Source organism: Brevibacterium metallidurans, from assembly GCF_037101285.1.
GTDB lineage: Bacteria > Actinomycetota > Actinomycetes > Actinomycetales > Brevibacteriaceae > Brevibacterium > Brevibacterium metallidurans.
This window is the reverse complement of sequence record NZ_BAAAAF010000002.1, coordinates 344,947-365,677: the sequence shown is the minus strand read 5'-3', so window position 1 is coordinate 365,677 and position 20,731 is coordinate 344,947. Positions and strand designations below refer to the sequence as shown.

Genomic DNA, 20,731 nt, shown 5'->3' with positions numbered 1-20,731 from the left:
GGTCTCGTTCCGACACGCATAACGGACGTATCGCTCGAGGTGAGAGCCGAAACGTTGCCGAGACATGACATTCTGTAACAATGCCGTTATAGTGTTGTGACATAAGCTTTTCCTTCGCTCGCGATGACAGCGGGCGTGCCCGACAGTACGGAGTGATATGTCGAGTGAGACCTCGACCGTGGAGGCGCCGATCCGCCGCCGCGATCTACGCAAGCAGCACGCCTCTTCGAGCGTTCCTTCTTCCTCTTCCTCCTTCCAGCCCTCCACGGCGACTCAGTCGCTGTCCCCGCGTCGCGCCGCCATGGCCGCCGAGGCCGCAGCGCAGGCTGGTTCGCCGCGTCGCGCCGCGATGGCCGCCGAGCGCACCTCCGGCTCCGTCGCCGCCTTCGCCGGCAACCGCGGCTCCGACGGCGCTCTGCTCCGCTCGGTCCGCCGCAAGCGCGTGACCACCGCCTCGGCGCTGGCCACCGTCTCCGTCACCGGCACGGCGATCGCCGCGGTGATGATCGCGGGCAACATGGGCGGACAGGAAGTCAAGGTCGACGAGACCGTCGCCGCCTCGCAGGCCAAGGCGATCAACGCCGAGACCGTCTCCGCGGACATCCCCGCCACCGACGAGAAGACGAGCGTCGAGATCGGCGCCCCGAGCGCGAAGCAGAACAAGGTCGAGGCCGCCTCGCGGGCGATCGAGAAGACGGTTCTGCCCGGCTGCTCCGGGAAGGCGCCGACGGGCTCGCCGTCGAACGGCGAACTGCCCGAGGAATGGCTGTGCAAGGTCGGCGTCGGCGATCACAAGCTGCGCTCGGACGCCGCTGTCGCCTTCGCGGAGATGAACGCCGCGTTCAAGAAGGACACCGGCAAGGACATCGGCATCACCGACTCGTACCGCGACATGGCCGGTCAGGTCTCCGTGGCCGCCCGCAAGCCCGGCTTCGCCGCCCGCCCGGGCACGTCGAACCACGGGTGGGGGCTCGCCCTCGACCTCGACACCTCGAACTACGACTGGCTCGAAGCCAATGCCGGCAAGTACGGCTGGGAGAACCCGGACTGGGCCAAGGCGAATGCCTATGAGCTCTGGCACTGGGAGTACGTCCCCGGTCGCAAGGACATGAAGGGCTCCTGACCCGTTCGCCCCGTGCTGGTTGCCAGCACGGGGCGTCGTTTTGGGATCGGTGCATCGTCGGTGATAGCATGACATGCGTTGCCCGCGTAGCTCAGTGGATAGAGCGTCTGCCTCCGGAGCAGAAGGTCGTAGGTTCGAATCCTGTCGCGGGCACAGCGATCCGCCCATCTCCATCGCCGAGATGGGCGGTTCTTCGTTTGCGCCCCCAACCGTTGACGAGGTCACCGATGTCGAACGCGAACACTGGCAAGGACCCGGATGAGGTGGTCCTGCGCGCCCGCGGGCTGCGCAAGAGCTTCGGCCGCGACGAGACGGCGGTGACCGCCCTCGATGACATCACCGTCGACTTCGACGCAGGTCGCTTCAGCGCCATCATGGGACCCTCCGGGTCGGGCAAGTCGACGTTCATGCACGTCCTCGCCGGCCTCGACCGGGTCGATTCCGGGCAGATCCTCATGCGCGGCGAGGACATCACCGGGCTCGACGACCGTGAGCTGACGCAGCTGCGCCGCGACCGCGTCGGTTTCATCTTCCAGGCCTTCAACCTCGTCCCCACCCTCAACGCCGACCAGAACATCGACCTGCCGGTCTCACTGGCCAGAGGCACCGTCGACGAGGAGTGGAAGGCGGAGATCGTCGAGCGCCTCGGCATCGGCGACCGGCTCAAGCACCGCCCGCACGAACTCTCCGGCGGACAGCAGCAGCGCGTGGCCGTGGCCCGGGCGCTGCTGACGAAACCCGATGTCGTCTTCGCCGACGAACCCACCGGCAACCTCGACTCCCTCTCCGGCGCCGAGGTCCTCGATCTCCTCCACGCCGCCGCCTCCCAGTACGGTCAGACGATCATCATGGTCACCCACGACCCCGTCGCGGCCGCCCATGCCGATCGCGTCGTGCTGCTCAAGGACGGTCGTGTGGGCGGTGAGATCACCGCGCCGACGACGGAGTCCGTCGTCACCGCGCTCAGCGAGCTGAGCGCCCGATGATCGCGGTCGCCCTCGCCCAGATCCGCGTCCACTGGGCGCGGTTCACGGCGATCGGGCTGGGCATCGCGCTGGCGGCCGGTTTCGTCTCGGCCACCCTCATCGTCAACTCCTCGCTCCAGGAGAGCATGCGGGAGGGGATCGGAGCGACCTTCGCCCGGGCCGACGTCGTCGTCCTGCCCGCCCCGGGAGCCGCCATCGAACCCGCCGAGGTCGCAGCCCTGACCCAGGAGCTCTCCGGAGTTCCGGGGGTGCGGGCTGTCGAGGTCAGCGCCACCGCGATCGCCTCGGCCCGCGGCAGCGGCGTGCGCGACACCGATTTCGCCGTCGCTCCCGCCCCGGTCGATCCGCGGCTCGACACCTTCTCCATCACCACCGGCACCCGGCCGATCGGCCCCACCGATCTCGTCCTGTCCGCGGACACCGCGGCCGACCTCGGCCTGCGCGTCGGGGACACCCTGCGGTTCTCCACGGGCACGGCGCGCATCGACACGGATGCCGATTCGCAGCCGATCTACCGCGGTCCGCGGCACTCGGCGACGGATTTCACCGTCGTCGGGCTCGCGGAGATGGGCAACGACCCCCGATACGTCGGCACGGCCCGGGCGATGACCACCTCGGCGAGCTACCGGGAGCACTTCGCCCGGACCGGCGACGTCTCCGCGATCCAGATCGGAACGGCCACGGGCGCCGACCCCGCCGAGGTGGGCAAGGGGATCGAGGCGGCGCTGGGCGGGACCGTCCTGGCCGAGCGCATGGAGACGATGACCGTCGACGAGGCGGTCGACCGGAAGGTGGCCGAGTTCTCCGAAGGCAGCGACTTCATCGCGTGGATGCTGCTCGGCTGTGCGGGGATCTCCGTCGTCGTCGCCGTCCTCGTCGTCTCGAACACCTTCTCCGTCATCGTCGCCGGACGCCGCCGGGAGCTCGCGCTGCTGCGGTGCATCGGGGCCTCGCGGTCCCAGCTCTACGGCTCCGTGCTCGTCGAAGGCGTCATCGTCGGGGTGGTCGGTTCGATCCTCGGGGTGCTCGCCGGCGTCGGGGTCAGTGCGGTGCTCATCGGCATCGTCGCCGAGGTGTGGCAGCGCGAACTCTCCTACGTGTCCCTGTCCGTGCCGGCGTGGACGCTCATCGCGGGCGTCGTCGTCGGGGTGCTGCTCACCCTCTCGGCGACGATCCGACCCGCCCGCGCGGCGATCGCCGTGACCCCGCTCGAAGCCCTCCAGCCCTTCGACGTGCCGAGCGCACCGACCTCCCAGTCCCGTGCCCGGCGGCTGCTGGGGTGGGGGAGCATCGGCCTCGGGATCGTCGCCGTCTCCCTCTCCCTCCTCTTCGCCGCGGCCTCCGGTGTCTGGGTGTTCGTCGGGGCGCTCGGGGGCACCCTCGTCGTCATCGGCCTCGTCCTGTGCTCGGGTGAGATCATCCCGCCGGTGGTCTCGTGGTTCGGCGACCTCGTCGTCAGTCCGTGGGGACTGCCCGGGCAGCTGGCGACCCTGAACACCCTGCGCAACCGCCGGCGAACCGGGTCGACGGCGGCGGCCCTGGTCATCGGGGTCACCCTCGTGTCCACGCTCGTCGTCGGCGGCATGTCGACGAAGGCGACGTTCAGTGCGGGCCTGACCCAGCACTTCCCGGTCGACGTCGCCGTCAACCTCGGCAATGCCGCGGACCAGGACGTCGTCGACCGCATCCGCGGCATCGACGGCGTCGACACGGCGGCTCTGGCCTATCACGGGGCCGTGGTCGACAGCGACACGGAGCTCTACATCGTCGACCCGGACTCGCTCAGCGCCCTCCTCGGCGAGTCGGCCCCGACCCTCGTGCCGGGACGCGTGACGGTGCCCGAGGGCTTCACGGGGGACACGGTTCAGGTGCGCGGACTGACCACGGCCTCCCTGCCGGTCGAGAAGTCCGGGGAATCGGACCGCGTGTACTTCACCACCGCGGATGTGGGCAACCGGATCGGGGTCTCCGCCGCGTCGACGGCCGTGCTCATCACCCTGCGCCCCGACCAGAGCGTCACCGACGTGCTGCGCATCCGCCAGGACGTCGCCGAGGCGCTCGATGTCACGACCGACGAGGTCATCGGCTCCGCCGTCGACCGCGGGCTGTTCGCGCAGGTCATCGACATCCTCCTCCTCATGGCCGTGGGCGTGCTCCTCATCGCCGTCCTCATCGCGCTCATCGGAGTGTCGAACACGATCAGCCTCTCCGTCATCGAACGCCGGCGGGAGAACTCGCTGCTCCGGGCGCTCGGCCTCAGTCTCACCCAGCTGCGCGCCCTCCTCGCCTTCGAAGCCGTCCTCATCTCCGTCGTCTCGGCGCTCATCGGCCTCGCCCTGGGCGGTGCGCTCGGCATCGTCGGGACCCGACTCATCACCGTCGACTTCTCGAACGCCTTCGTCGTCGACTGGTCGATCCCCGCCTCCCTGGGCATTCTCGCGGTCGCCGTGGTCGCCGGCATCCTCTCCGCCCTCGCCCCGGCCAGGCGCGCGTCTCGGCTCTCTCCGGTCGAAGGGCTCAAGCAGGAGAACTGACCCGGTCGGTGGCCGGCTGTGCGGGCAGTGGTAGAAAGGCCCCATGAGAACCGCGCTCATCCTCACAGGAATCGTCGTCGCGGCATTCAACCTCCGTCCCGGGGTCACGGGGCTCTCTCCGCTGCTCGAGACGATGGGGGAGGAGATCCGCTTCGGCGGGGGATTCCTCGCCGTCATCGGCATGCTGCCGCCGCTGCTGTTCGGGCTCTGCGGCTTCGCTGCCCCACGGCTGATCGCCCGCTTCTCCGCGGTGACGATCACGCTGGCGGCGACCGTGATGATCGCGGTGGGACTCGGCGTCCGCGCCCTCGTGTCCGACCCGTCCGCGTTCCTGCTGCTCAGCGTGCTTGCGCTGGCCGGCATGGGGATCGGCAACGTCGTCCTGCCCCCGATCGTCAAGGCCTATTTCCCCGACCGGGTGGCCTCCGTCTCGACCCTCCACGTCGGCCTCCTCCAACTGGGCACCTTCGTCCCGCCGCTCGTCGCGGTGCCGCTGGCGAACGCGCTGAGCTGGCGGGGTTCCCTGCTCGTGTGGGCCGGCACCGCCGTCCTCGCCGTGGCCGTGTGGATCGTCATCACCGCAGTCCGCCCCGCGCCCCGGACGGCGGTGAGCGCCACCGCGGTCGGGGGCCGGGAGCTGCGACGGCTGCTCTCGACTCCGCGGGCCTGGGCGCTCATGACGATGACGGGCATGACCTCGTTCAACAACTTCATCCTCTTCACGTGGCTGCCGCCGCTGCTCACCCGCGCCGGATTCGACTCGGCCTTCGCCGGGGCGATGCTCGCCCTGGTCACCGCGATCCCGCTCGTGCTCGGCTTCGTCCTGCCCGCCCTGGCCGTCCGGCTGCGCTCGGCGGCGTCGATCGTCATCGCCTTCTGCCTCAGCCTCGCCGCCGGGTACCTCGGCCTCTGGCTCGCCCCGCAGGCGGCCCCTGTGCTCTGGACCGTGCTGCTGGGCATCGGGATCTCGACGTTCCCGCTCGCCCTGACGCTGATCACCCTGCGCTCGCGCGGCCCCGAGGCCTCGGCGGCCCTCTCGGGCTTCGTCCAGGGTGGGGGCTACCTGCTCGCCGCGACCGGTCCGCTCCTCTTCGGCCTCCTCGTCGACAGCGGCCCGGGCCTGGGGGCCGCATTCGCCCTCGTGCTCGCCTCCGTCGTGGTCAAACTCGCCGTCACCGTGCCGGCGACCCGACCCGGCCACATCTGAGGCGGCCCCCGGGCGCAGGAGCATCGTCCGCGGACGATTCGGTGCCCGAGACGCCCGCCGAGTACGCTGGTCGCGTGACCCCGGAACAGCTGCGCACCGTCCTCGTCGAGGCGGTGGCCGAGACCACCCGGTGCGCTCAGCAGCCCGAGGGCGCGGTGCTCCGGCGCGCCGATGCGCGCACCCCCGGCCACTGGCATTCGACCATCGCGCTGCGCGCCGCCGCACAGTCCGGCGGCGACCCCCTCGAGGTGGCCGACCACATCGCCGAGGTCGTCCGTGCCCACCCCGACATCGCGGCCGTGACTGTGACGGGTCCCGGGTTCCTCGGCATCGAGGTCCGCGCGGCGTCCCTCCTCGCCGCGGTCACCGCGCTCATCGCCGACCCTGAACCGAGCAGCGACCCTGAACGGAGCGACGTCCCTGAGTCGAGGGATGCCGATCGGGTGCCGGCGGTGAGGGCGCCGAACGAAGCGGAGTCGACCGTGTGGGGGGTCGACGCTCAGCTCTCCCGCCGGGCCGTCGACGCCAATCCGGCCTACCTGCTCATGCGCACACACGCACACACCCGCAGGCTCCACCGTCGCGCCGTGGCCGCTGGCCTGCCCGTGGCTGCGCCGGACGCGGCCGCAGAGCAGCTCGACGCCGTCGATCGCAGCCTCCTCGTGCACATCATCGACACCCCCGCGACCGCGGACCGCGCGGTCACCGCAGGCGACCTGCGCACTCTCATCGCGGCCCTCGACGAGCTCTCCCGCGCCTACCTCGCGTGGACGGGCGACCACGAGATCGTGCCCACTCTCGACCACGACTTCACCGGCCTCCACGCCGCGCGCCTGCGCCTCGTGGTCGGCGTGACCACGGTCCTCGCCCGAGGACTGCGACAGCTGGGCGCACCCGCCCCGGAGAGGATGTAGATGCCCGCGCACATCGCAGGACCCCTGCACGCGACCCCCGCACCCGTGTGGCTGCCCTATCCCGACGACGTCAACGCCGTCATGCCCAGCCTGTGGTCGGACAATGTGACCAAGGACGAGTCCGGGGTGCTCACGGTGGCCGGTCATCCGGTGACCGATCTCGCCGACCGGTACGGCACTCCGACCTTCGTCTTCGATGTCGACGACTTCATCTCCCGGGCGCAGCTCTACCGGCAGGCGTACACGGCCGCGTTCGCGCCCGGCAACGGACTCGCCGGCATCGACGTCTTCTACGCCGGTAAGGCCTTCCTCTGCACGGCCGTGGCCCGCTGGGTGCACGAGGCCGGGCTCGGCCTCGACACGTGCTCGCTGGGGGAGATGATGATCGCCCGAGCCGCCGGGGTCCCCGGCTCCAGCGTCGGCCTGCACGGGAACAACAAGTCCGTTGCCGAACTCGAGTACGCCCTCGACTACGAGGTGGGTCGCATCATCGTCGACAGCCTCGACGAGATCGACCGACTCGAGACCGTCGCCGCGGCCAAGGGGCTCATCGCCCCTGTCATGCTCCGCGTCACCGTCGGCGTCGAAGCCCACACCCACGACTTCATCGCCACCGCGCACGAGGACCAGAAGTTCGGCCTCTCGGTCTCCGCGGGCAAGGCCGCCGAGGCCGCCGCCCGCGTCATCGACTCCGCCCACCTGCGCCTCGACGGCCTCCACTCGCACATCGGCTCGCAGATCTTCGACATCTCCGGCTTCCAGGTCGCCGCCGCCCGCGTGCTGGCTCTGCGGGCCCAGATCATGGCCGACCACGGCGTCGACGTCCCCGAGGTCGACCTCGGGGGCGGCTTCGGCATCCGCTACACCTCCCAGGACACCCCGATCCCCGTGGCCGAGATGGCCACCGAACTCGCCGCGGTCGTGGCCAAGGAGTGCCGGGGACTGGGCACGAACGTCCCGCGGATCTCGATCGAACCCGGGCGTGCGATCGTCTCGCCTGCGGTGTTCACCCTCTACCGGGTCGGGACCGTCAAGGAGGTCGTCACCGACGAGGGAGTGCGCACCTACGTCGCCGTCGACGGCGGGATGAGCGACAACATTCGGACAGCTCTCTACGACGCGGACTATTCGTGTACCTTGGCCAATCGGAACTCGCCTGCCGCACCCGTCGTCGTCCGCGTCGTCGGAATGCACTGCGAGTCCGGTGACATCATCGTCCGTGACGAGTACATGGGCGCGGACGTCGCACCCGGCGACCTCGTCGCCGTTCCCGGCACCGGCGCGTACTGCCGGGCCCTGTCGAGCAATTACAATCATGTCACTCGGCCGGGGGTTCTCGCCGTGACCCGGGATAGGGTGGACTGGATCGTCACCCCGGAGACGTATGCGCAGCTCTTCGCCAGCGACCCGGGAATGGCGGACCCGACCACCGCCCAGTGAGCACCACTGGGCGCCAACCACACAGACGAGAGAGTGAGCCATGCAGCCTTTGAAAGTCGCCATGCTCGGATGCGGAGTCGTCGGCTCGGAAGTCGCGGCTCGACTGCAGTCGCGGGCTGAGGCGCTCGAGGAGCGCATCGGCGCTCCCCTGGAGCTCACCGCCGTCGTCGTCCGTGACGCGCAGAAGGAGCGTCCGGGCATCGACCCGAACCTGCTCACCACCGACGCCGAGGCGGCGATCGCGGGAGCGGACATCGTCATCGAGCTCATGGGCGGGATCGAACCCGCGAAGTCGCTCATCACCAGCGCCCTGGCCCAGGGCTCCTCGGTCGTGACCGCGAACAAGGCGCTGCTCGCCGCGGCCTACGGCGAGCTCATGGCCGCCGCCGACGAGACCGAGGTCCGGCTCGAGCACGAAGCCGCGGTGGCCGGGGCGATCCCGATCATCCGCCCCGTCGGCGACTCGCTCGCCGGTGACCGGATCGACCGGATCATGGGCATCGTCAACGGGACGACGAACTACATCCTCGACCAGATGGACTCCCAGGGCTGGGACTTCTCAGACGCCCTGTCCTCGGCGCAGGAGCTCGGCTACGCCGAAGCCGACCCGACCGCCGACATCGGCGGCCACGACGCCGCCGCGAAGGCCGCGATCCTCTCCTCCCTGGCCTTCCACGCACCCGTGACGATCGACGACGTCCATGTCGAGGGGATCACCGGCATCACCGCGGAGATGGTCGAGACCGCGAAGGACCAGGGCTTCGTCATCAAACTCCTCGCCGTGTGCGAACGCGTCGAGGACTCACCGGCAGGACCCGGGCTCTCCGCCCGCGTCTACCCGGCCCTGCTCCCGCGCACCCACCCCCTGGCGTCGGTCCACGGCGCGTTCAACGCCGTGTTCATCGAAGCCGAGGCCGCGGGCTCGCTGATGTTCTACGGCCAGGGAGCCGGGGGAGCCCCGACCGCCTCGGCGGTGCTCGGCGACGTCGTCTCCGTGGCCAGGCGCAGGGTGCTCGGCGGACGCGGACAGTACGAGCGCCCCCTGCACCCCGAGACGACGCTGCTGCCGATCTCGGCGATCACCACCCGCTATCACATCACCCTCGACGTCGTCGACCGGCCCGGCGTGCTCGCCGCGGTCTCCGAGGTCTTCGCCGACGAAGGTGCGTCGATCGAACTCATGCGCCAGACCATCGGCGAGGTCGACGACGACGGCGTGCAGCACGCGAAGCTCGTGCTCGCCACCCATGAGAACACCGACGCCGCGCTCTCCCGCACGGTCGACCGCCTCGGCGACCTCGACGTGGTGCGCGCGGTGGCCTCCGTCATCCGGGCGGAGGGACAGTGACAGAGACGAAGGACGCAACCCCTGTGACGACACCCCAGTACCCCCGCCACCAGTGGCAGGGCGTCATCGACGAATACCGCAGCCTGCTCGACATCGCAGCCGACATCCCCGCAGTCACCCTCGGCGAGGGCGGGACCCCGCTCATCCGCGCGGAGAAGCTCAGCGAGCTCACCGGCGCGCAGGTGTGGGTGAAGTACGAAGGCCTCAACCCGACCGGCTCGTTCAAGGACCGCGGGATGACGATGGCGATCACCAAGGCCAAGGCCCACGGGGCGAAGGCCGTGATCTGCGCATCGACTGGCAACACCTCGGCCTCGGCCGCCGCCTTCGCGACGAAGGCCGACCTCACGTGCGCCGTCCTCGTGCCCGCGGGCAAGATCTCGCCGGGGAAGATGAGCCAGGCCGTCGCCCACGGTGCGACCCTGCTCGAGGTCGACGGGAACTTCGACGACTGCCTCACGCTGTGCCGCAAGCTCTCCGAGTCCTACCCCGTCCACCTCGTCAACTCGGTCAACCCCGACCGCATCGAAGGACAGAAGACGGCCTCGTTCGAAGTCGTCGACGTCCTCGGCGACGCCCCCGACATCCACGTCCTGCCGGTCGGCAACGCCGGCAACATCACCGCGTACTGGAAGGGCTACAACCAGTACCAGGGCATCGGGGTCTCGACGAAGCTGCCGCAGATGTGGGGATTCCAGGCCGCCGGCGCCGCCCCGCTCGTCCTCGGCCACCCCGTGACCGAACCCGACACGATCGCCACCGCCATCCGCATCGGCAACCCCGCGAGCTGGGACCGGGCGATCGAGGCCCGCGACGCCTCGGGCGGACTCATCGACTCCGTCACCGATGAGCAGATCCTCGCCGCGCACAAGGTGCTCTCCCGCCAGGAGGGGATCTTCGTCGAACCCGGCTCGGCCGCCTCGGTGGCCGGACTGCTCAAGATGGCCGAGGCGGGGCGGGTGCCCGCCGGCGCCGTCATCGCCGTCACCGTCACCGGCCACGGTCTCAAGGACCCGTCGTGGGCGCTGCACACCGAGGACGGGTCGGCGATCGAACCGGTGCGCGTGCCCGTCGACGCCGTTTCCGCCGCCCGCGCGCTCGGGCTCGAGGGGCAATGATCCGGACCCTGCACATCGAGGTGCCCGCCACCTCGGCGAACATCGGCCCCGGCTACGATTCGTTCGGCCTCGCCATCGGCCTGGTCGACTCGCTGACGCTCACCGTCCACGACGCCCCCGTCGACCCGGGCACCGTGGTCACGGTGCAGGGGGAGAGCGCCGACGAGCTGCCGCGGGACCGCTCCCACCTCATCGTCCGCGTGCTCGGGGAGGTGCTCGCCGAGCTCAGCCCCGAGACCCACCGGAGACTCATCGACCGGATCACGCTGGAGAGCGTCAACCGGATCCCGCACTCGCGCGGCCTCGGCTCCTCAGCGGCCGCCGTCGTCGCCGGCATCGCGCTGGCCGGTGCGCTCTCCGAATCTGCCGGCGGGCCCGGCCTCTCCCGCGCGGAGATCCTCGAACGCGCCGCGGTCATCGAAGGCCATCCCGACAATGCGGCTCCCGCGGTCGTCGGAGGACTGACGATCTCACTGTCGGATCCGGCCCGCGCCTGGACCGTTCCCGTGCGCACGATCGGGGAGGTCACCGTGCTCGTGCCCGAGGTGCGCCTGGACACGAAGACCGCGCGCGGGGCGATCCCGCAGGACATCGCGCACGCGGTCGCGGCAGGCAACTCCGCGCGCACGGGCCTGCTCGTCCACGCGCTCACCACCGACCCGTCCGCACTGCTCGAAGCCACCGTCGACGAGCTCCACCAGGAGTTCCGTCGGGCGGCGTACCCGGAATCGATGGACCTCGTCGACTCGCTGCGCGCCCGGGGCATCCCCGCGGTGATCTCGGGAGCCGGTCCGACCGTGCTCGCCCTGACCGATTCGGTCCCCGCCGAGGCGGTCCCCACAGGCGTCCGCGCCCTGACGGTCCCGATCGCGCAGGGCGGCTTTCGGCTGAGCGCGGAAGTCTGAGCACGGATTCGCAAGATCGGCCCGCTGAGGGTAAACTGAACATCGTTCCTCCGATGAACGGACTCCGGGGCAGTCGCTCCGAACTCCACATCAATTCTTCTGGAACATCTCCTGCTCCGTCTTGAGCAGGATGACTTTCACAATGCACCGTCAAGGGTGTTTCCGTCGCCGTGGGACTACGGCTCTTGCCGCACGGCCGAATGAGGGAGAAGGACCTTCGTGTCTGAAACCACAACCCCGGATTCCACACCGCGCACCGGCAGTCTGACCGCTCTGCGCCTTCCCCAGCTGCAGGAGATGGCAGCGGGAATGGGAATCAAAGGATACCGTCGACTTCGCAAGGGCGAACTCATCGACGCCATCAACTCCGCCGGCGCCCCGAGCGAACCGGCCACCACCGACTCGGCCTCTGCCGAGACCAGCGAGGCAGGGCGCGGACGTCGCCCGGCCCGCCGCAGCGCCGCCGATGCCGCCCGCGGCGAGTCCGCCACCGCGCAGGCATCCGAGGCTGCCGAGGCCAAGTCTGCAGAGGCTCCGTCGGCGGAGTCGTCTGCCGATGCCCAGCCCGCCGAGGCGAACGCCTCCGAGGGCGAGGGCCAGGACCGTCAGCGCAGCCGCCGCAGCCGTTCGCGTTCGCGCGGCGGTGACGCGCAGACCGAGACCGATGCCCAGCCCGAATCCCGCGAGGAGACCGGCCGGCGGAACCGTCGCGAGGACGACCGCAAGGGCGAGGACCGTCGCGACAACGACCGTCGCGACAACGACCGCAAGGGCGAGCGTCGCAATCGTCAGGGCGAGGGCGACGACCGCGGCGACGACCGCGGAGGCCGGACCAACGACCGCCGTGACAATGACCGTCGTGACAATGATCGTCGCAACCGCAACGACGACGACCGTCGCAACCGCGGCAATGACGACGACGAGCGCGGCGGACGCCGCGGCCGCGGACGGGATCGCAAGCGTCGTGGACGCGGCGGCGACGAGCCGGAGATCCGCAGCGACGACGTCCTCATCCCCGTCGGCGGCATCCTCGACGTCCACGACAACTACGCCTTCCTCCGCACTTCGGGCTACCTGCCCGGGCCCAACGACGTCTACGTCTCGGCCTCGATGGTGCGCAAGAACGGCCTGCGCAAGGGCGATGCCGTCGCCGGCGCCATCCGCCAGCCGCGCGAGAACGACCGTGGGGGCAAGCGCGAGAAGTTCGACGCCCTCGTCCGCCTCGACTCGGTCAACGGTCTGAGCGTCGACGATGCGAAGAACCGCGTCGAGTTCTCCAAGCTCACCCCGCTCTACCCGCAGGAGCGCCTGCGCCTCGAGACGACCTCGAAGCTGCAGTCGACCCGCCTCATCGACCTCGTCACCCCGATCGGCAAGGGTCAGCGCGGCCTCATCGTCGCCCCGCCCAAGGCCGGCAAGACGACGATCATGCAGCAGGTCGCGAACGCGATCACGGAGAACAATCCGGAAGTCCACCTCATGGTCGTCCTCGTCGACGAACGCCCCGAAGAGGTCACGGACATGCAGCGCGCGGTCAAGGGCGAGGTCATCGCCTCGACCTTCGACCGTCCCGCCGACGACCACACGACGATCGCCGAACTCGCCATCGAGAGGGCCAAGCGCCTCGTCGAGATGGGCTCGGACGTCGTCGTCCTCCTCGACAACATCACCCGTCTGGGCCGGGCGTACAACATCGCGCAGCCGGCTTCGGGCCGCATCCTCTCCGGCGGTGTCGACGCGAACGCGCTCTACCCGCCGAAGAAGTTCTTCGGTGCCGCCCGCAACATCGAGGGCGGCGGCTCCCTGACGATCCTCGCCACCGCGCTCGTCGAGACGGGCTCGAAGATGGACGAGGTCATCTTCGAGGAGTTCAAGGGCACCGGCAACATGGAGCTGCGCCTGTCCCGTCAGCTCGCGGACAAGCGCATATTCCCGGCCGTCGACGTCAACGCCTCGTCGACGCGTCGTGAGGAGATGCTCATGACGCCGGAGGAGACCAAGGTCATGTGGCGCCTGCGCCGCCTCCTCTCGGGTCTCGAGCAGCAGCAGGCCGTCGAGCTCCTCATGTCCAAGCTCAAGGAGACCGGTTCGAACGCCGAGTTCCTCATGCAGGTGCAGAAGACGACGCCGCTGCCGAAGTCCGCGACCGACGACCACTGAGATGAGTGACAGCCTCAGGGCCAGTGTGAGCATGCTCCTCGACGAGCATGCGAGGCTGTCCGAGGAGCTCTCCGACCCGGCCGTGCACGCTGATGCCGGCCGGGCGCGGAAGCTCACCCGCCGCTACTCCGAACTCGACCGGATCGCGGTGGCCGCGAAGCGCGTCGACGAACTCGCCGCGGACCTGCTCACCGCCGAGGAGCTGAGCGCCGAGGATCCCGAGCTCGCCGAGGAGGCGCAGCGTCTGCGCGCCGAGCAGGAGAGCGCCGAGGCCGAGCTGCGCGACCTCCTCGTGCCCCGCGACCCCGACGACGCCCGCGATGCGATCGTCGAGATCAAAGCCGGTGAGGGCGGCGACGAGTCGGCGCTCTTCGCCGGTGACCTCCTGCGCATGTACCAGCGCTGGATCGACTCCCACGGCTGGTCCTCCCAGATACTCACCGCCACGCACTCCGACCTCGGCGGCTACAAGGACGTCAGCTTCGCCGTCAAAGCCGGTGACGACGGCGCCTACGGGTGGCTGAAGTTCGAAGGCGGCGTCCACCGGGTCCAGCGCGTCCCGGTCACCGAATCCCAGGGCCGCATCCACACCTCGGCGGCCGGCGTCCTCGTCTTCCCCGAGGTCGACGAACCCGAAGAGGTCCGCCTCGATGAGAGCGATCTGCGCATCGACGTCTACCGGTCCTCGGGCCCGGGCGGCCAGTCGGTGAACACGACGGACTCGGCGGTGCGCATCACGCATCTGCCCACCGGGATCACCGCGAGCTGCCAGAACGAGAAGTCCCAGCTGCAGAACAAGGAAGCGGCCCTGCGCATGCTCCGCGCCCGGATCCTGGCCAAACAGGCCGAGGAGGCCGCCGCCGAAGCAGCCGACATCCGCCGCTCCCAGGTGCGCACCGTCGACCGCTCCGAACGCATCCGGACCTACAACTTCCCGGAGAACCGGATCACCGATCACCGCACCGGGTTCAAGGCCTACAACCTCGACCAGGTGCTTGCCGGCGACCTCGATCCCGTCGTCGGCTCGAACCGGGACGCCGACCGGGCCGCCCGCCTCGATGCACTGGGGGACTGAGCTGGATACTCAGCCCCGTACGGACGCCCCCACGCTGCTGCGCGCCGGTGCCCGTGTGCTCGCCGAGGCGGACGTGCCTTCGCCCGATGCCGACGTCGCGGCCCTGCTCGCGCATGCGTGGGGCATCGATTCCGCGACGCTGTCCCGCAGGCGTCTCTTCGCCGAGGCGGTGCCTGCCGCCGTCGCCGCCCGCTTCGCCCATCTCATCGACGAGCGCGCCCGCCGCATCCCGCTTCAGCATCTCACCGGCATCGCCCACTTCCGTCGCATCGAACTGCGCGTCGGACCCGGGGTCTTCGTTCCCAGGCCGGAGACCGAGCTGCTCGTCGGGGAGGTGCTCGACCACCTCGGCGGTCCGGGCATCCCGGGCACCCCGCTCATCGTCGATCTGTGCTCCGGGTCGGGGGCGATCGCCCTGTCCATCGGTCTCGAGCACCCCGGTGCCCGCGTCATCGGCGTCGAACGGGAGGAGGCCGCGCTGGCATGGTCACGGGCGAACCTCGAGCCCCTCGACCTGGGATCCTCGCACGTCGAACTCGTCTCCGGGGATGCGACGACGGTCGCCGTCGACCGGCCCGAGCTCATCGGCACGGTCGACGTCGTCGTGAGCAATCCGCCCTACGTCCCCGACGCCGCCGTGCCCAGGGACCCCGAGGTCCGCGACCACGACCCCGCCGCCGCCCTCTACGGCGGGACCACGGGTCTCGAGGTGCCCGCCCTCATCGCCGTCCAAGCGGCTCAGCTCCTGCGCCCCGGCGGACTCTTCGCCATGGAGCACGCCGAGGATCAGGGGGAGGGCGTGCGCGAGATGCTCGCGCGCACGCCCGGCCTGAGCGATGCGGCCACGTTCCCGGACTACACTGGACGCGAGCGCTACACCGTGGCCCGCCGACAGGCCCGCCCAGCGCGTGAGACCAGATGAGAAACGGAGAATCAGTGTCCCGTCGATTCGACGTCAGCCAAGCCGACATCCGCGACCTCGTCCTCGACGAGTGCGCACGCGTCATCGAGGCGGGGAACCTGCTCGTCATCCCCACCGACACGGTCTACGGGATCGCCGCGGACGCCTTCAGCGCCTCCGCCGTGACCGCGCTGCTCAAGGCGAAGGGACGCGGACGCGAGATGCCCCCACCGGTGCTCGTGCCGCGTGCGGACACCGTCTTCGGCCTCGTCGACGGCGTCGATGAGACGATCCTCACCCTCACTGCCCGGTTCTGGCCGGGCCCGTTGACGATCATCGCGGCAGCCCAGCCCTCCCTCGACTGGGACCTGGGCGAGACCCACGGCACGGTGGCCGTGCGCATGCCCGACGACGATGACGCCCTGGCTCTGCTGACTCGGACCGGACCGCTCGCCGTCTCGAGTGCGAACATCTCCGGGAAGCCGGCGGCCACCTCGGCGGACGAGGCCCAGGACATGCTCGGATCCGACGTCGAGATCTACCTCGACGGGGGAGAACGCACCGCGGGGACCGCGTCGACGATCATCGACCTCTCCGGTGACACCCCGCGCATCGTGCGGCAGGGGCCGATCACCGCCGAGGAACTGCGCGAGATCGTCCCCGACCTCCTCGACCTGGACGGCTGAGTGCGCGCCTACCTCTTCATCCTCGTCGTCTCCGCTCTGGTGGCGTACCTGCTCACGCCCATGGTCAGGCGGGTCGCCGAACGCGGACTGATCTTCTCGCCCCTGCGCGAGCGCGACGTCCACTCCGTGCCCACGCCGAGGCTGGGGGGAGTCGCGATGTTCGGCGCGGTCGTCGTCGGCCTCGTCTTCGCCTCCCAGACCCCGTTCCTCGCCCGGATCTTCGTCGATATGGGCCCGATCATCGGCATCGCGGGGGCCGCGGGACTGCTGTGCATCCTCGGCGTCATCGACGACATCTGGGACCTCCACTGGATCACGAAGCTCGCCGGTCAGGCGCTGGCGGCCGGCTTCATGGCGATCAACGGCGTCGCCCTGCTCTCGATCCCCTTCGGCGGGGTGATCATCGGCTCCCCGCGGATGTCGATCATCATCACCATCCTCGTCGTCCTCGTGACGATCAACGCCGTGAACTTCGTCGACGGCCTCGACGGACTCGCCGCCGGGGTCGTCGCGATCGGCGGCAGCGCGTTCTTCATCTACTCGTACTGGCTGGCCACCGACGCCTCACCGGACTCGTATGCGAACCTCGCCTCGCTCATCATCGCGATCCTCGTCGGGGCATGCCTCGGCTTCCTGCCGCACAACTTCAATCCGGCCCGCATCTTCATGGGTGACTCCGGTTCGATGCTCATCGGCCTCCTGCTCGCCGCCTCGACGATCCGGGTGACCGGTCAGGTCGACCCCGCGCTCATCGGTCAGGAGCGGGTGTTCGCGACCTACCTGCCGATCATCCTCCCCATCGCCGTGATGTTCCTGCCGCTGCTCGACCTCGGTCTCGCCGTGGTCCGGCGGCTCATGGCCGGGCAGTCGCCGTTCTCCGCCGACGCCAAGCACCTCCACCACCGGATGCTGCGGCTCGGGCACTCGCACGCCCGCGCGGTGCTCATCCTCTACACGTGGACCGCGCTCATCGCCTTCGGCTCGGTCATGCTCCTGCTCATGCCCCCGCTGCTCGTCATCACCATCATCGGCGCACTCTTCGCAGTCACCCTCGTCTTTACGTTCTACCCGCTGCGGATCCGCCGCCATGCCCGAGAGGAGATCTCGTGACCGATCGCCAGCCCGAAGAGACCGCCGTCCAGGCCGCCTGGACCCGCGTGTGGAGGACGATGCTCATCCGCGGGGCGATCCTCGTCGCCGTCGTCGCCCTCGGCGGCATGGGCGTCGGCTGGCTCGTCTCCGGGTCCCGCGGGCTGGCCGGGGGAGCCGTCGGCGGGGGACTGGCAGCGGTGTTCATCGTCGTCACCCTCGTCATCATGTACTTCGGCCGCAATCTGGGGCTGACCGCGATCGCCGGCTTCCTCGGCATGGGCTTCCTGTTCAAGGCGTTCGTCTTCATGATCGTCATCTGGCGGCTCAAGGACGCCGCCTGGCTCGACGGCACGGTCGCCTTCGTCACCATCGTCGTCGCCGTCATCGGATCCTCACTCGTCGAGGCGCTCACCGTCGTCAAGGGCCGCGTGCCCTATGTCGATCCCGAGGCCGGGCAGAGCCGCTGAGACGCAGCGCGGTGCGAACCGCTGATCCGTCCGCATAGCGAACACAGGCTTCGCTCAGCGAGGGCGCATGGATTTGTCGGCGCTCTCTACCGTTGGTAGAGTAGTTCCGGTGCTGGAGCCGTGTCGCTCCATGTCGCTCCTGATCTGTTCGCCGCGCACTCATCGCGCGGTGCGAAGGCCAGGCCATCTAGGGCCAATGACCATGGGAGAGAAACGAAAACGTGGGTAAACTCAACGCCGCGCAGACAATGATCCAAGCCGCTGAAGGCGGATTCGAAGCCCCGTCGATGGCGGAGTTCTTTCCCTCACCGTTCGCGTTCGTCGGCACGCCGTTCGAGATGAACCGCGTGATGCTCATCCGCATCCTCGCCACTCTCGCCGTCGTCATCCTCCTGGCCGTGTGGGCCAAGCGCATGAAGCTCATCCCCACCCGCTTCCAGTCGGCGATGGAGATCGCCATGGAGTTCGTCACCGTCGGCATCGCCGAGGACACGATGGGCAAGGAGAAGGCGAAGAAGTTCATGCCGCTCATCGTGGCGATCTTCTTCGGCGTCCTGTTCTGGAACGTCACGAAGCTCATCCCGTTCCTCAACATGCCGGCCTCAGGCGTCATCGGACTGCCGATCGTGCTCACCGCGGTCGTCTACATCACCTACCACTGGGCGGGCATCGCCGAGAAGGGCCTCGGCGGCTACCTCAAGGATGCGCTCATCCTCCCCGGCGTGCCGTGGCCGATGCACTTCCTCCTCATCCCGATCGAGTTCATCACGAAGTTCGTCACGCAGCCGTTCACGCTCGCAATCCGACTCTTCGCGAACATGATGGTCGGCCACCTCCTCCTCGTCCTCTGCTTCTCCGCGACGAGCTTCTTCCTCTTCGACGCCTCCAACGGCTTCCAGTTCTTCGCGATCCTTACCTTCGCCGGCGGATTCTTCGTCTTCCTCCTCGAGATGCTGGTCGTCGTCCTCCAGGCCTACATCTTCGCCCTGCTCTCGTGCGTGTACATCAACGCCGCCATCTCGGAAGACCACTGAGTCGACCGTCTAAGTCTGTAACCCAGGTGTTACAAGGTCGGGCCAACCCCCCGACCGCCATATGAAAGGAAAAGCATCCTATGGATATGCTCGCTGCAGTCAACGGCAGTATCGCCACCGTCGGATACGGCCTCGCCGCCATCGGCCCCGGCATCGGTGTCGGAATCGTCATCGGCAAGACCATCGAGGGAACCGCTCGTCAGCCCGAGATGGCCGGCACGCTCCGCGGAAACATGTTCCTCGGTATCGCTCTGATCGAGGCCCTGGCCCTCATCGGCATCGCGACCCCGTTCTTCCTGCCCTGATCCGACAGATCCGAAGAGGACTAAACGATGACTCCGGTACAAATCGTTGCAGCGTCTGAGAACCCGCTTCTCCCGGCGCTGTATGACATCGTCTGGAGTGCCGTCTGTCTGCTGATCGTCTTCCTGGTTGTCTGGAAGTACGTCCTCCCCGCCTTCAACAAGACACTCGACGAGCGCGCACAGCGCATCCAGGGTGGCATCGAGAAGGCTGAGAAGGTGCAGGCCGAAGCCGACCAGGCTCTGGCCGAATATCAGAAGCAGCTCGCCGACGGTCGTGCGGAAGCCGCACGACTGCGCGCCGAGGCTCAGGAAGAGGGCGCCCAGATCATCGCCGAGATGAAGGCACAGGCTCACACCGAGGCTGATCGCATCATCGCTCAGGCACAGACCCAGATCGACGCGGAACGCCAGTCCGCCATGGTGCAGCTGCGCTCCGAAGTGGGCTCGCTCGCCACGGACCTCGCGTCGCGCATCGTCGGCGAATCGCTCACCGATGACCAGCGCTCCGCTGGCGTCGTCGACCGCTTCATCGCCGATCTCGAAACGCAGTCGTCCGGCCAGCCGGTCAAGGGGGCGTGATGCTCCAGTCGAGCAGAGTCTCCCTGCAAGCCGTTCTCGAAGCGGCGAACGCTGAGATCTCCGGCGGCAACGCCCGGGAGATCGGGCAGTCGCTGCTCGGCGTCGTCGGCGTCCTCGCCGACAACCTCGGCCTGCGCAAGGCGCTCGCGGACTCCTCGGAGCCTGCGGAGAAGAAGCAGGGACTGCTTCGCGCCGTGTTCGCAGCCCAGGTCCCCGAAGCGGCGCTGCGCGTCGCCGAGGTGGCCGTGTCGAAGCGCTGGGCGAGGACGCAGGACTTCGTCACGAGCCTCGAGGTCGCCGGCGTCACGGCGATCGCCGCGGCCGCCCAGGAGATCGGTCAGCTCGGTCAGGTCGAAGAGGAGCTCTTCCGCTTCGCCCGTCTGCTCGAGAGCGATCACGAGCTCTCGCGCGCACTCGACTCCGACGCCGGAGCCGAGGCCAAGCGGGCTCTCGTGGAGAACCTTCTCTCCGGCAAGGCCGAACCCGACACGATCACCCTCGTCGAGCATGCTGCGGTGCACCCGCGCGGACTGCGCGTGGCGATCGCCCTCGATCACTTCAGCGACATCCTCGCCGCTCGCCAGCAGCGCTCCGTCGCCGAGGTTACCGTGGCCGCGCCGCTGAGCCAGGAGCAGACCGACCGTCTCGCCGCAGCCCTGGCTGCGAACTACGGTCGTGAGCTCGTGCTCAACGTCCAGGTCGACCCCGAGGTCATCGGGGGAGTCCGGGTCCAGGTCGGCGACGAAGTGATGAACTCGACCATCGCGGATCGCCTCGCCGAGGTCCACCGCAAACTCGCAAGCTGAATCGCCCTCGCCGGTCTGTCCGGCGACGCAGGCGGCCCACCGGTCGCCGGA

The 20,731-nt window shown here is 69.2% G+C and carries 19 protein-coding genes and 1 tRNA gene; all 20 read left to right on the top strand.

The annotated features are described in order from the left end of the window. Positions 1–157 precede the first annotated feature (157 nt). The 20 genes from AACX88_RS04370 (at position 158) to AACX88_RS04275 (ending at position 20,680) form a co-directional block, all read left to right on the top strand. On the top strand, positions 158–1,123 hold the full coding sequence (locus AACX88_RS04370) for a M15 family metallopeptidase (RefSeq protein ID WP_339391876.1): 966 nt from the start codon (positions 158–160) through the stop codon (positions 1,121–1,123). A gap of 80 nt (positions 1,124–1,203) precedes the next feature. Further along, positions 1,204–1,276 (top strand) — tRNA-Arg (locus AACX88_RS04365). A 74-nt stretch (positions 1,277–1,350) separates the two neighbouring features. Then, a complete protein-coding gene (locus AACX88_RS04360) occupies positions 1,351–2,109 on the top strand; it encodes an ABC transporter ATP-binding protein (RefSeq protein WP_339391875.1) in 759 nt (252 codons plus the stop codon). Further along, positions 2,106–4,643 carry an ABC transporter permease gene (locus AACX88_RS04355; protein ID WP_339391874.1) on the top strand — a complete coding sequence of 846 codons (2,538 nt, stop codon included), beginning with the start codon at positions 2,106–2,108 and terminating at the stop codon, positions 4,641–4,643. Before AACX88_RS04360 ends, AACX88_RS04355 begins: the two co-directional genes overlap by 4 nt. Positions 4,644–4,686: 43 nt before the next feature. After that, entirely contained in the window at positions 4,687–5,850 is a 1,164-nt protein-coding gene (locus AACX88_RS04350) for an MFS transporter (protein WP_339391873.1), read from the top strand. 74 nt (positions 5,851–5,924) lie between these two features. After that, positions 5,925–6,764: a DALR anticodon-binding domain-containing protein gene (locus tag AACX88_RS04345; protein ID WP_339391872.1), complete on the top strand. Its 840-nt coding sequence runs from the start codon at positions 5,925–5,927 to the stop codon at positions 6,762–6,764. Continuing rightward, the gene (lysA, locus tag AACX88_RS04340; protein ID WP_339391871.1) at positions 6,765–8,204 is read left to right on the top strand and encodes a diaminopimelate decarboxylase; all 1,440 of its coding nucleotides are present in this window, start codon (positions 6,765–6,767) and stop codon (positions 8,202–8,204) included. Between the two features lie 40 nt (positions 8,205–8,244). Beyond that, a complete protein-coding gene (locus AACX88_RS04335; protein ID WP_339391870.1) occupies positions 8,245–9,552 on the top strand; it encodes a homoserine dehydrogenase in 1,308 nt (435 codons plus the stop codon). Beyond that, a complete protein-coding gene (thrC, locus tag AACX88_RS04330; RefSeq protein ID WP_339391869.1) occupies positions 9,549–10,670 on the top strand; it encodes a threonine synthase in 1,122 nt (373 codons plus the stop codon). The genes AACX88_RS04335 and thrC overlap by 4 nt, the downstream gene beginning before the upstream one ends. After that, a complete protein-coding gene (gene thrB, locus AACX88_RS04325; RefSeq protein ID WP_339391868.1) occupies positions 10,667–11,575 on the top strand; it encodes a homoserine kinase in 909 nt (302 codons plus the stop codon). The genes thrC and thrB overlap by 4 nt, the downstream gene beginning before the upstream one ends. Before the next feature lie 219 nt (positions 11,576–11,794). Further along, positions 11,795–13,735 (top strand): transcription termination factor Rho, encoded by a 1,941-nt coding sequence (gene rho / locus AACX88_RS04320; RefSeq protein WP_339391867.1) that lies wholly within the window; start codon positions 11,795–11,797, stop codon positions 13,733–13,735. A gap of 1 nt (position 13,736) precedes the next feature. Next, entirely contained in the window at positions 13,737–14,810 is a 1,074-nt protein-coding gene (prfA, locus tag AACX88_RS04315) for a peptide chain release factor 1 (protein ID WP_339391866.1), read from the top strand. After that, positions 14,794–15,732, top strand: a complete 939-nt coding sequence (prmC, locus tag AACX88_RS04310; protein ID WP_339391865.1) for a peptide chain release factor N(5)-glutamine methyltransferase — start codon at positions 14,794–14,796, stop codon at positions 15,730–15,732. Before prfA ends, prmC begins: the two co-directional genes overlap by 17 nt. Before the next feature lie 14 nt (positions 15,733–15,746). After that, the gene (locus tag AACX88_RS04305; protein ID WP_339391864.1) at positions 15,747–16,397 is read left to right on the top strand and encodes an L-threonylcarbamoyladenylate synthase; all 651 of its coding nucleotides are present in this window, start codon (positions 15,747–15,749) and stop codon (positions 16,395–16,397) included. Beyond that, a complete protein-coding gene (locus AACX88_RS04300) occupies positions 16,398–17,507 on the top strand; it encodes an MraY family glycosyltransferase (protein ID WP_339391863.1) in 1,110 nt (369 codons plus the stop codon). It abuts the gene before it with no gap. Beyond that, entirely contained in the window at positions 17,504–17,956 is a 453-nt protein-coding gene (locus AACX88_RS04295; protein ID WP_339391862.1) for a Cg1360 family ATP-synthase-associated protein, read from the top strand. The genes AACX88_RS04300 and AACX88_RS04295 overlap by 4 nt, the downstream gene beginning before the upstream one ends. A 221-nt stretch (positions 17,957–18,177) precedes the next feature. Next, positions 18,178–18,990, top strand: a complete 813-nt coding sequence (gene atpB / locus AACX88_RS04290) for a F0F1 ATP synthase subunit A (RefSeq protein ID WP_339391861.1) — start codon at positions 18,178–18,180, stop codon at positions 18,988–18,990. A gap of 80 nt (positions 18,991–19,070) precedes the next feature. Further along, on the top strand, positions 19,071–19,295 hold the full coding sequence (gene atpE / locus AACX88_RS04285; protein ID WP_339391860.1) for a F0F1 ATP synthase subunit C: 225 nt from the start codon (positions 19,071–19,073) through the stop codon (positions 19,293–19,295). 27 nt (positions 19,296–19,322) lie between these two features. Next, positions 19,323–19,874, top strand: coding sequence for a F0F1 ATP synthase subunit B (locus tag AACX88_RS04280; RefSeq protein ID WP_339391859.1), 552 nt, complete (start codon positions 19,323–19,325; stop codon positions 19,872–19,874). Continuing rightward, entirely contained in the window at positions 19,874–20,680 is an 807-nt protein-coding gene (locus tag AACX88_RS04275) for a F0F1 ATP synthase subunit delta (RefSeq protein WP_339391858.1), read from the top strand. Before AACX88_RS04280 ends, AACX88_RS04275 begins: the two co-directional genes overlap by 1 nt. Positions 20,681–20,731: the final 51 nt, after the last annotated feature.

What these genes read in the sequence shown, in the direction of transcription:
- thrB (WP_339391868.1), top strand. Translation starts at nt 10,667, where the DNA reads ATGATCCGGACCCTGCACATCGAGGTGCCCGCCACCTCGGCGAACATC.
- AACX88_RS04350 (WP_339391873.1), top strand. Translation starts at nt 4,687, where the DNA reads ATGAGAACCGCGCTCATCCTCACAGGAATCGTCGTCGCGGCATTCAAC.
- AACX88_RS04370 (WP_339391876.1), top strand. Translation starts at nt 158, where the DNA reads ATGTCGAGTGAGACCTCGACCGTGGAGGCGCCGATCCGCCGCCGCGAT.
- prmC (WP_339391865.1), top strand. Translation starts at nt 14,794, where the DNA reads ATGCACTGGGGGACTGAGCTGGATACTCAGCCCCGTACGGACGCCCCC.
- lysA (WP_339391871.1), top strand. Translation starts at nt 6,765, where the DNA reads ATGCCCGCGCACATCGCAGGACCCCTGCACGCGACCCCCGCACCCGTG.
- AACX88_RS04275 (WP_339391858.1), top strand. Translation starts at nt 19,874, where the DNA reads ATGCTCCAGTCGAGCAGAGTCTCCCTGCAAGCCGTTCTCGAAGCGGCG.
- AACX88_RS04280 (WP_339391859.1), top strand. Translation starts at nt 19,323, where the DNA reads ATGACTCCGGTACAAATCGTTGCAGCGTCTGAGAACCCGCTTCTCCCG.
- prfA (WP_339391866.1), top strand. Translation starts at nt 13,737, where the DNA reads ATGAGTGACAGCCTCAGGGCCAGTGTGAGCATGCTCCTCGACGAGCAT.
- AACX88_RS04335 (WP_339391870.1), top strand. Translation starts at nt 8,245, where the DNA reads ATGCAGCCTTTGAAAGTCGCCATGCTCGGATGCGGAGTCGTCGGCTCG.
- AACX88_RS04360 (WP_339391875.1), top strand. Translation starts at nt 1,351, where the DNA reads ATGTCGAACGCGAACACTGGCAAGGACCCGGATGAGGTGGTCCTGCGC.
- atpE (WP_339391860.1), top strand. Translation starts at nt 19,071, where the DNA reads ATGGATATGCTCGCTGCAGTCAACGGCAGTATCGCCACCGTCGGATAC.
- AACX88_RS04355 (WP_339391874.1), top strand. Translation starts at nt 2,106, where the DNA reads ATGATCGCGGTCGCCCTCGCCCAGATCCGCGTCCACTGGGCGCGGTTC.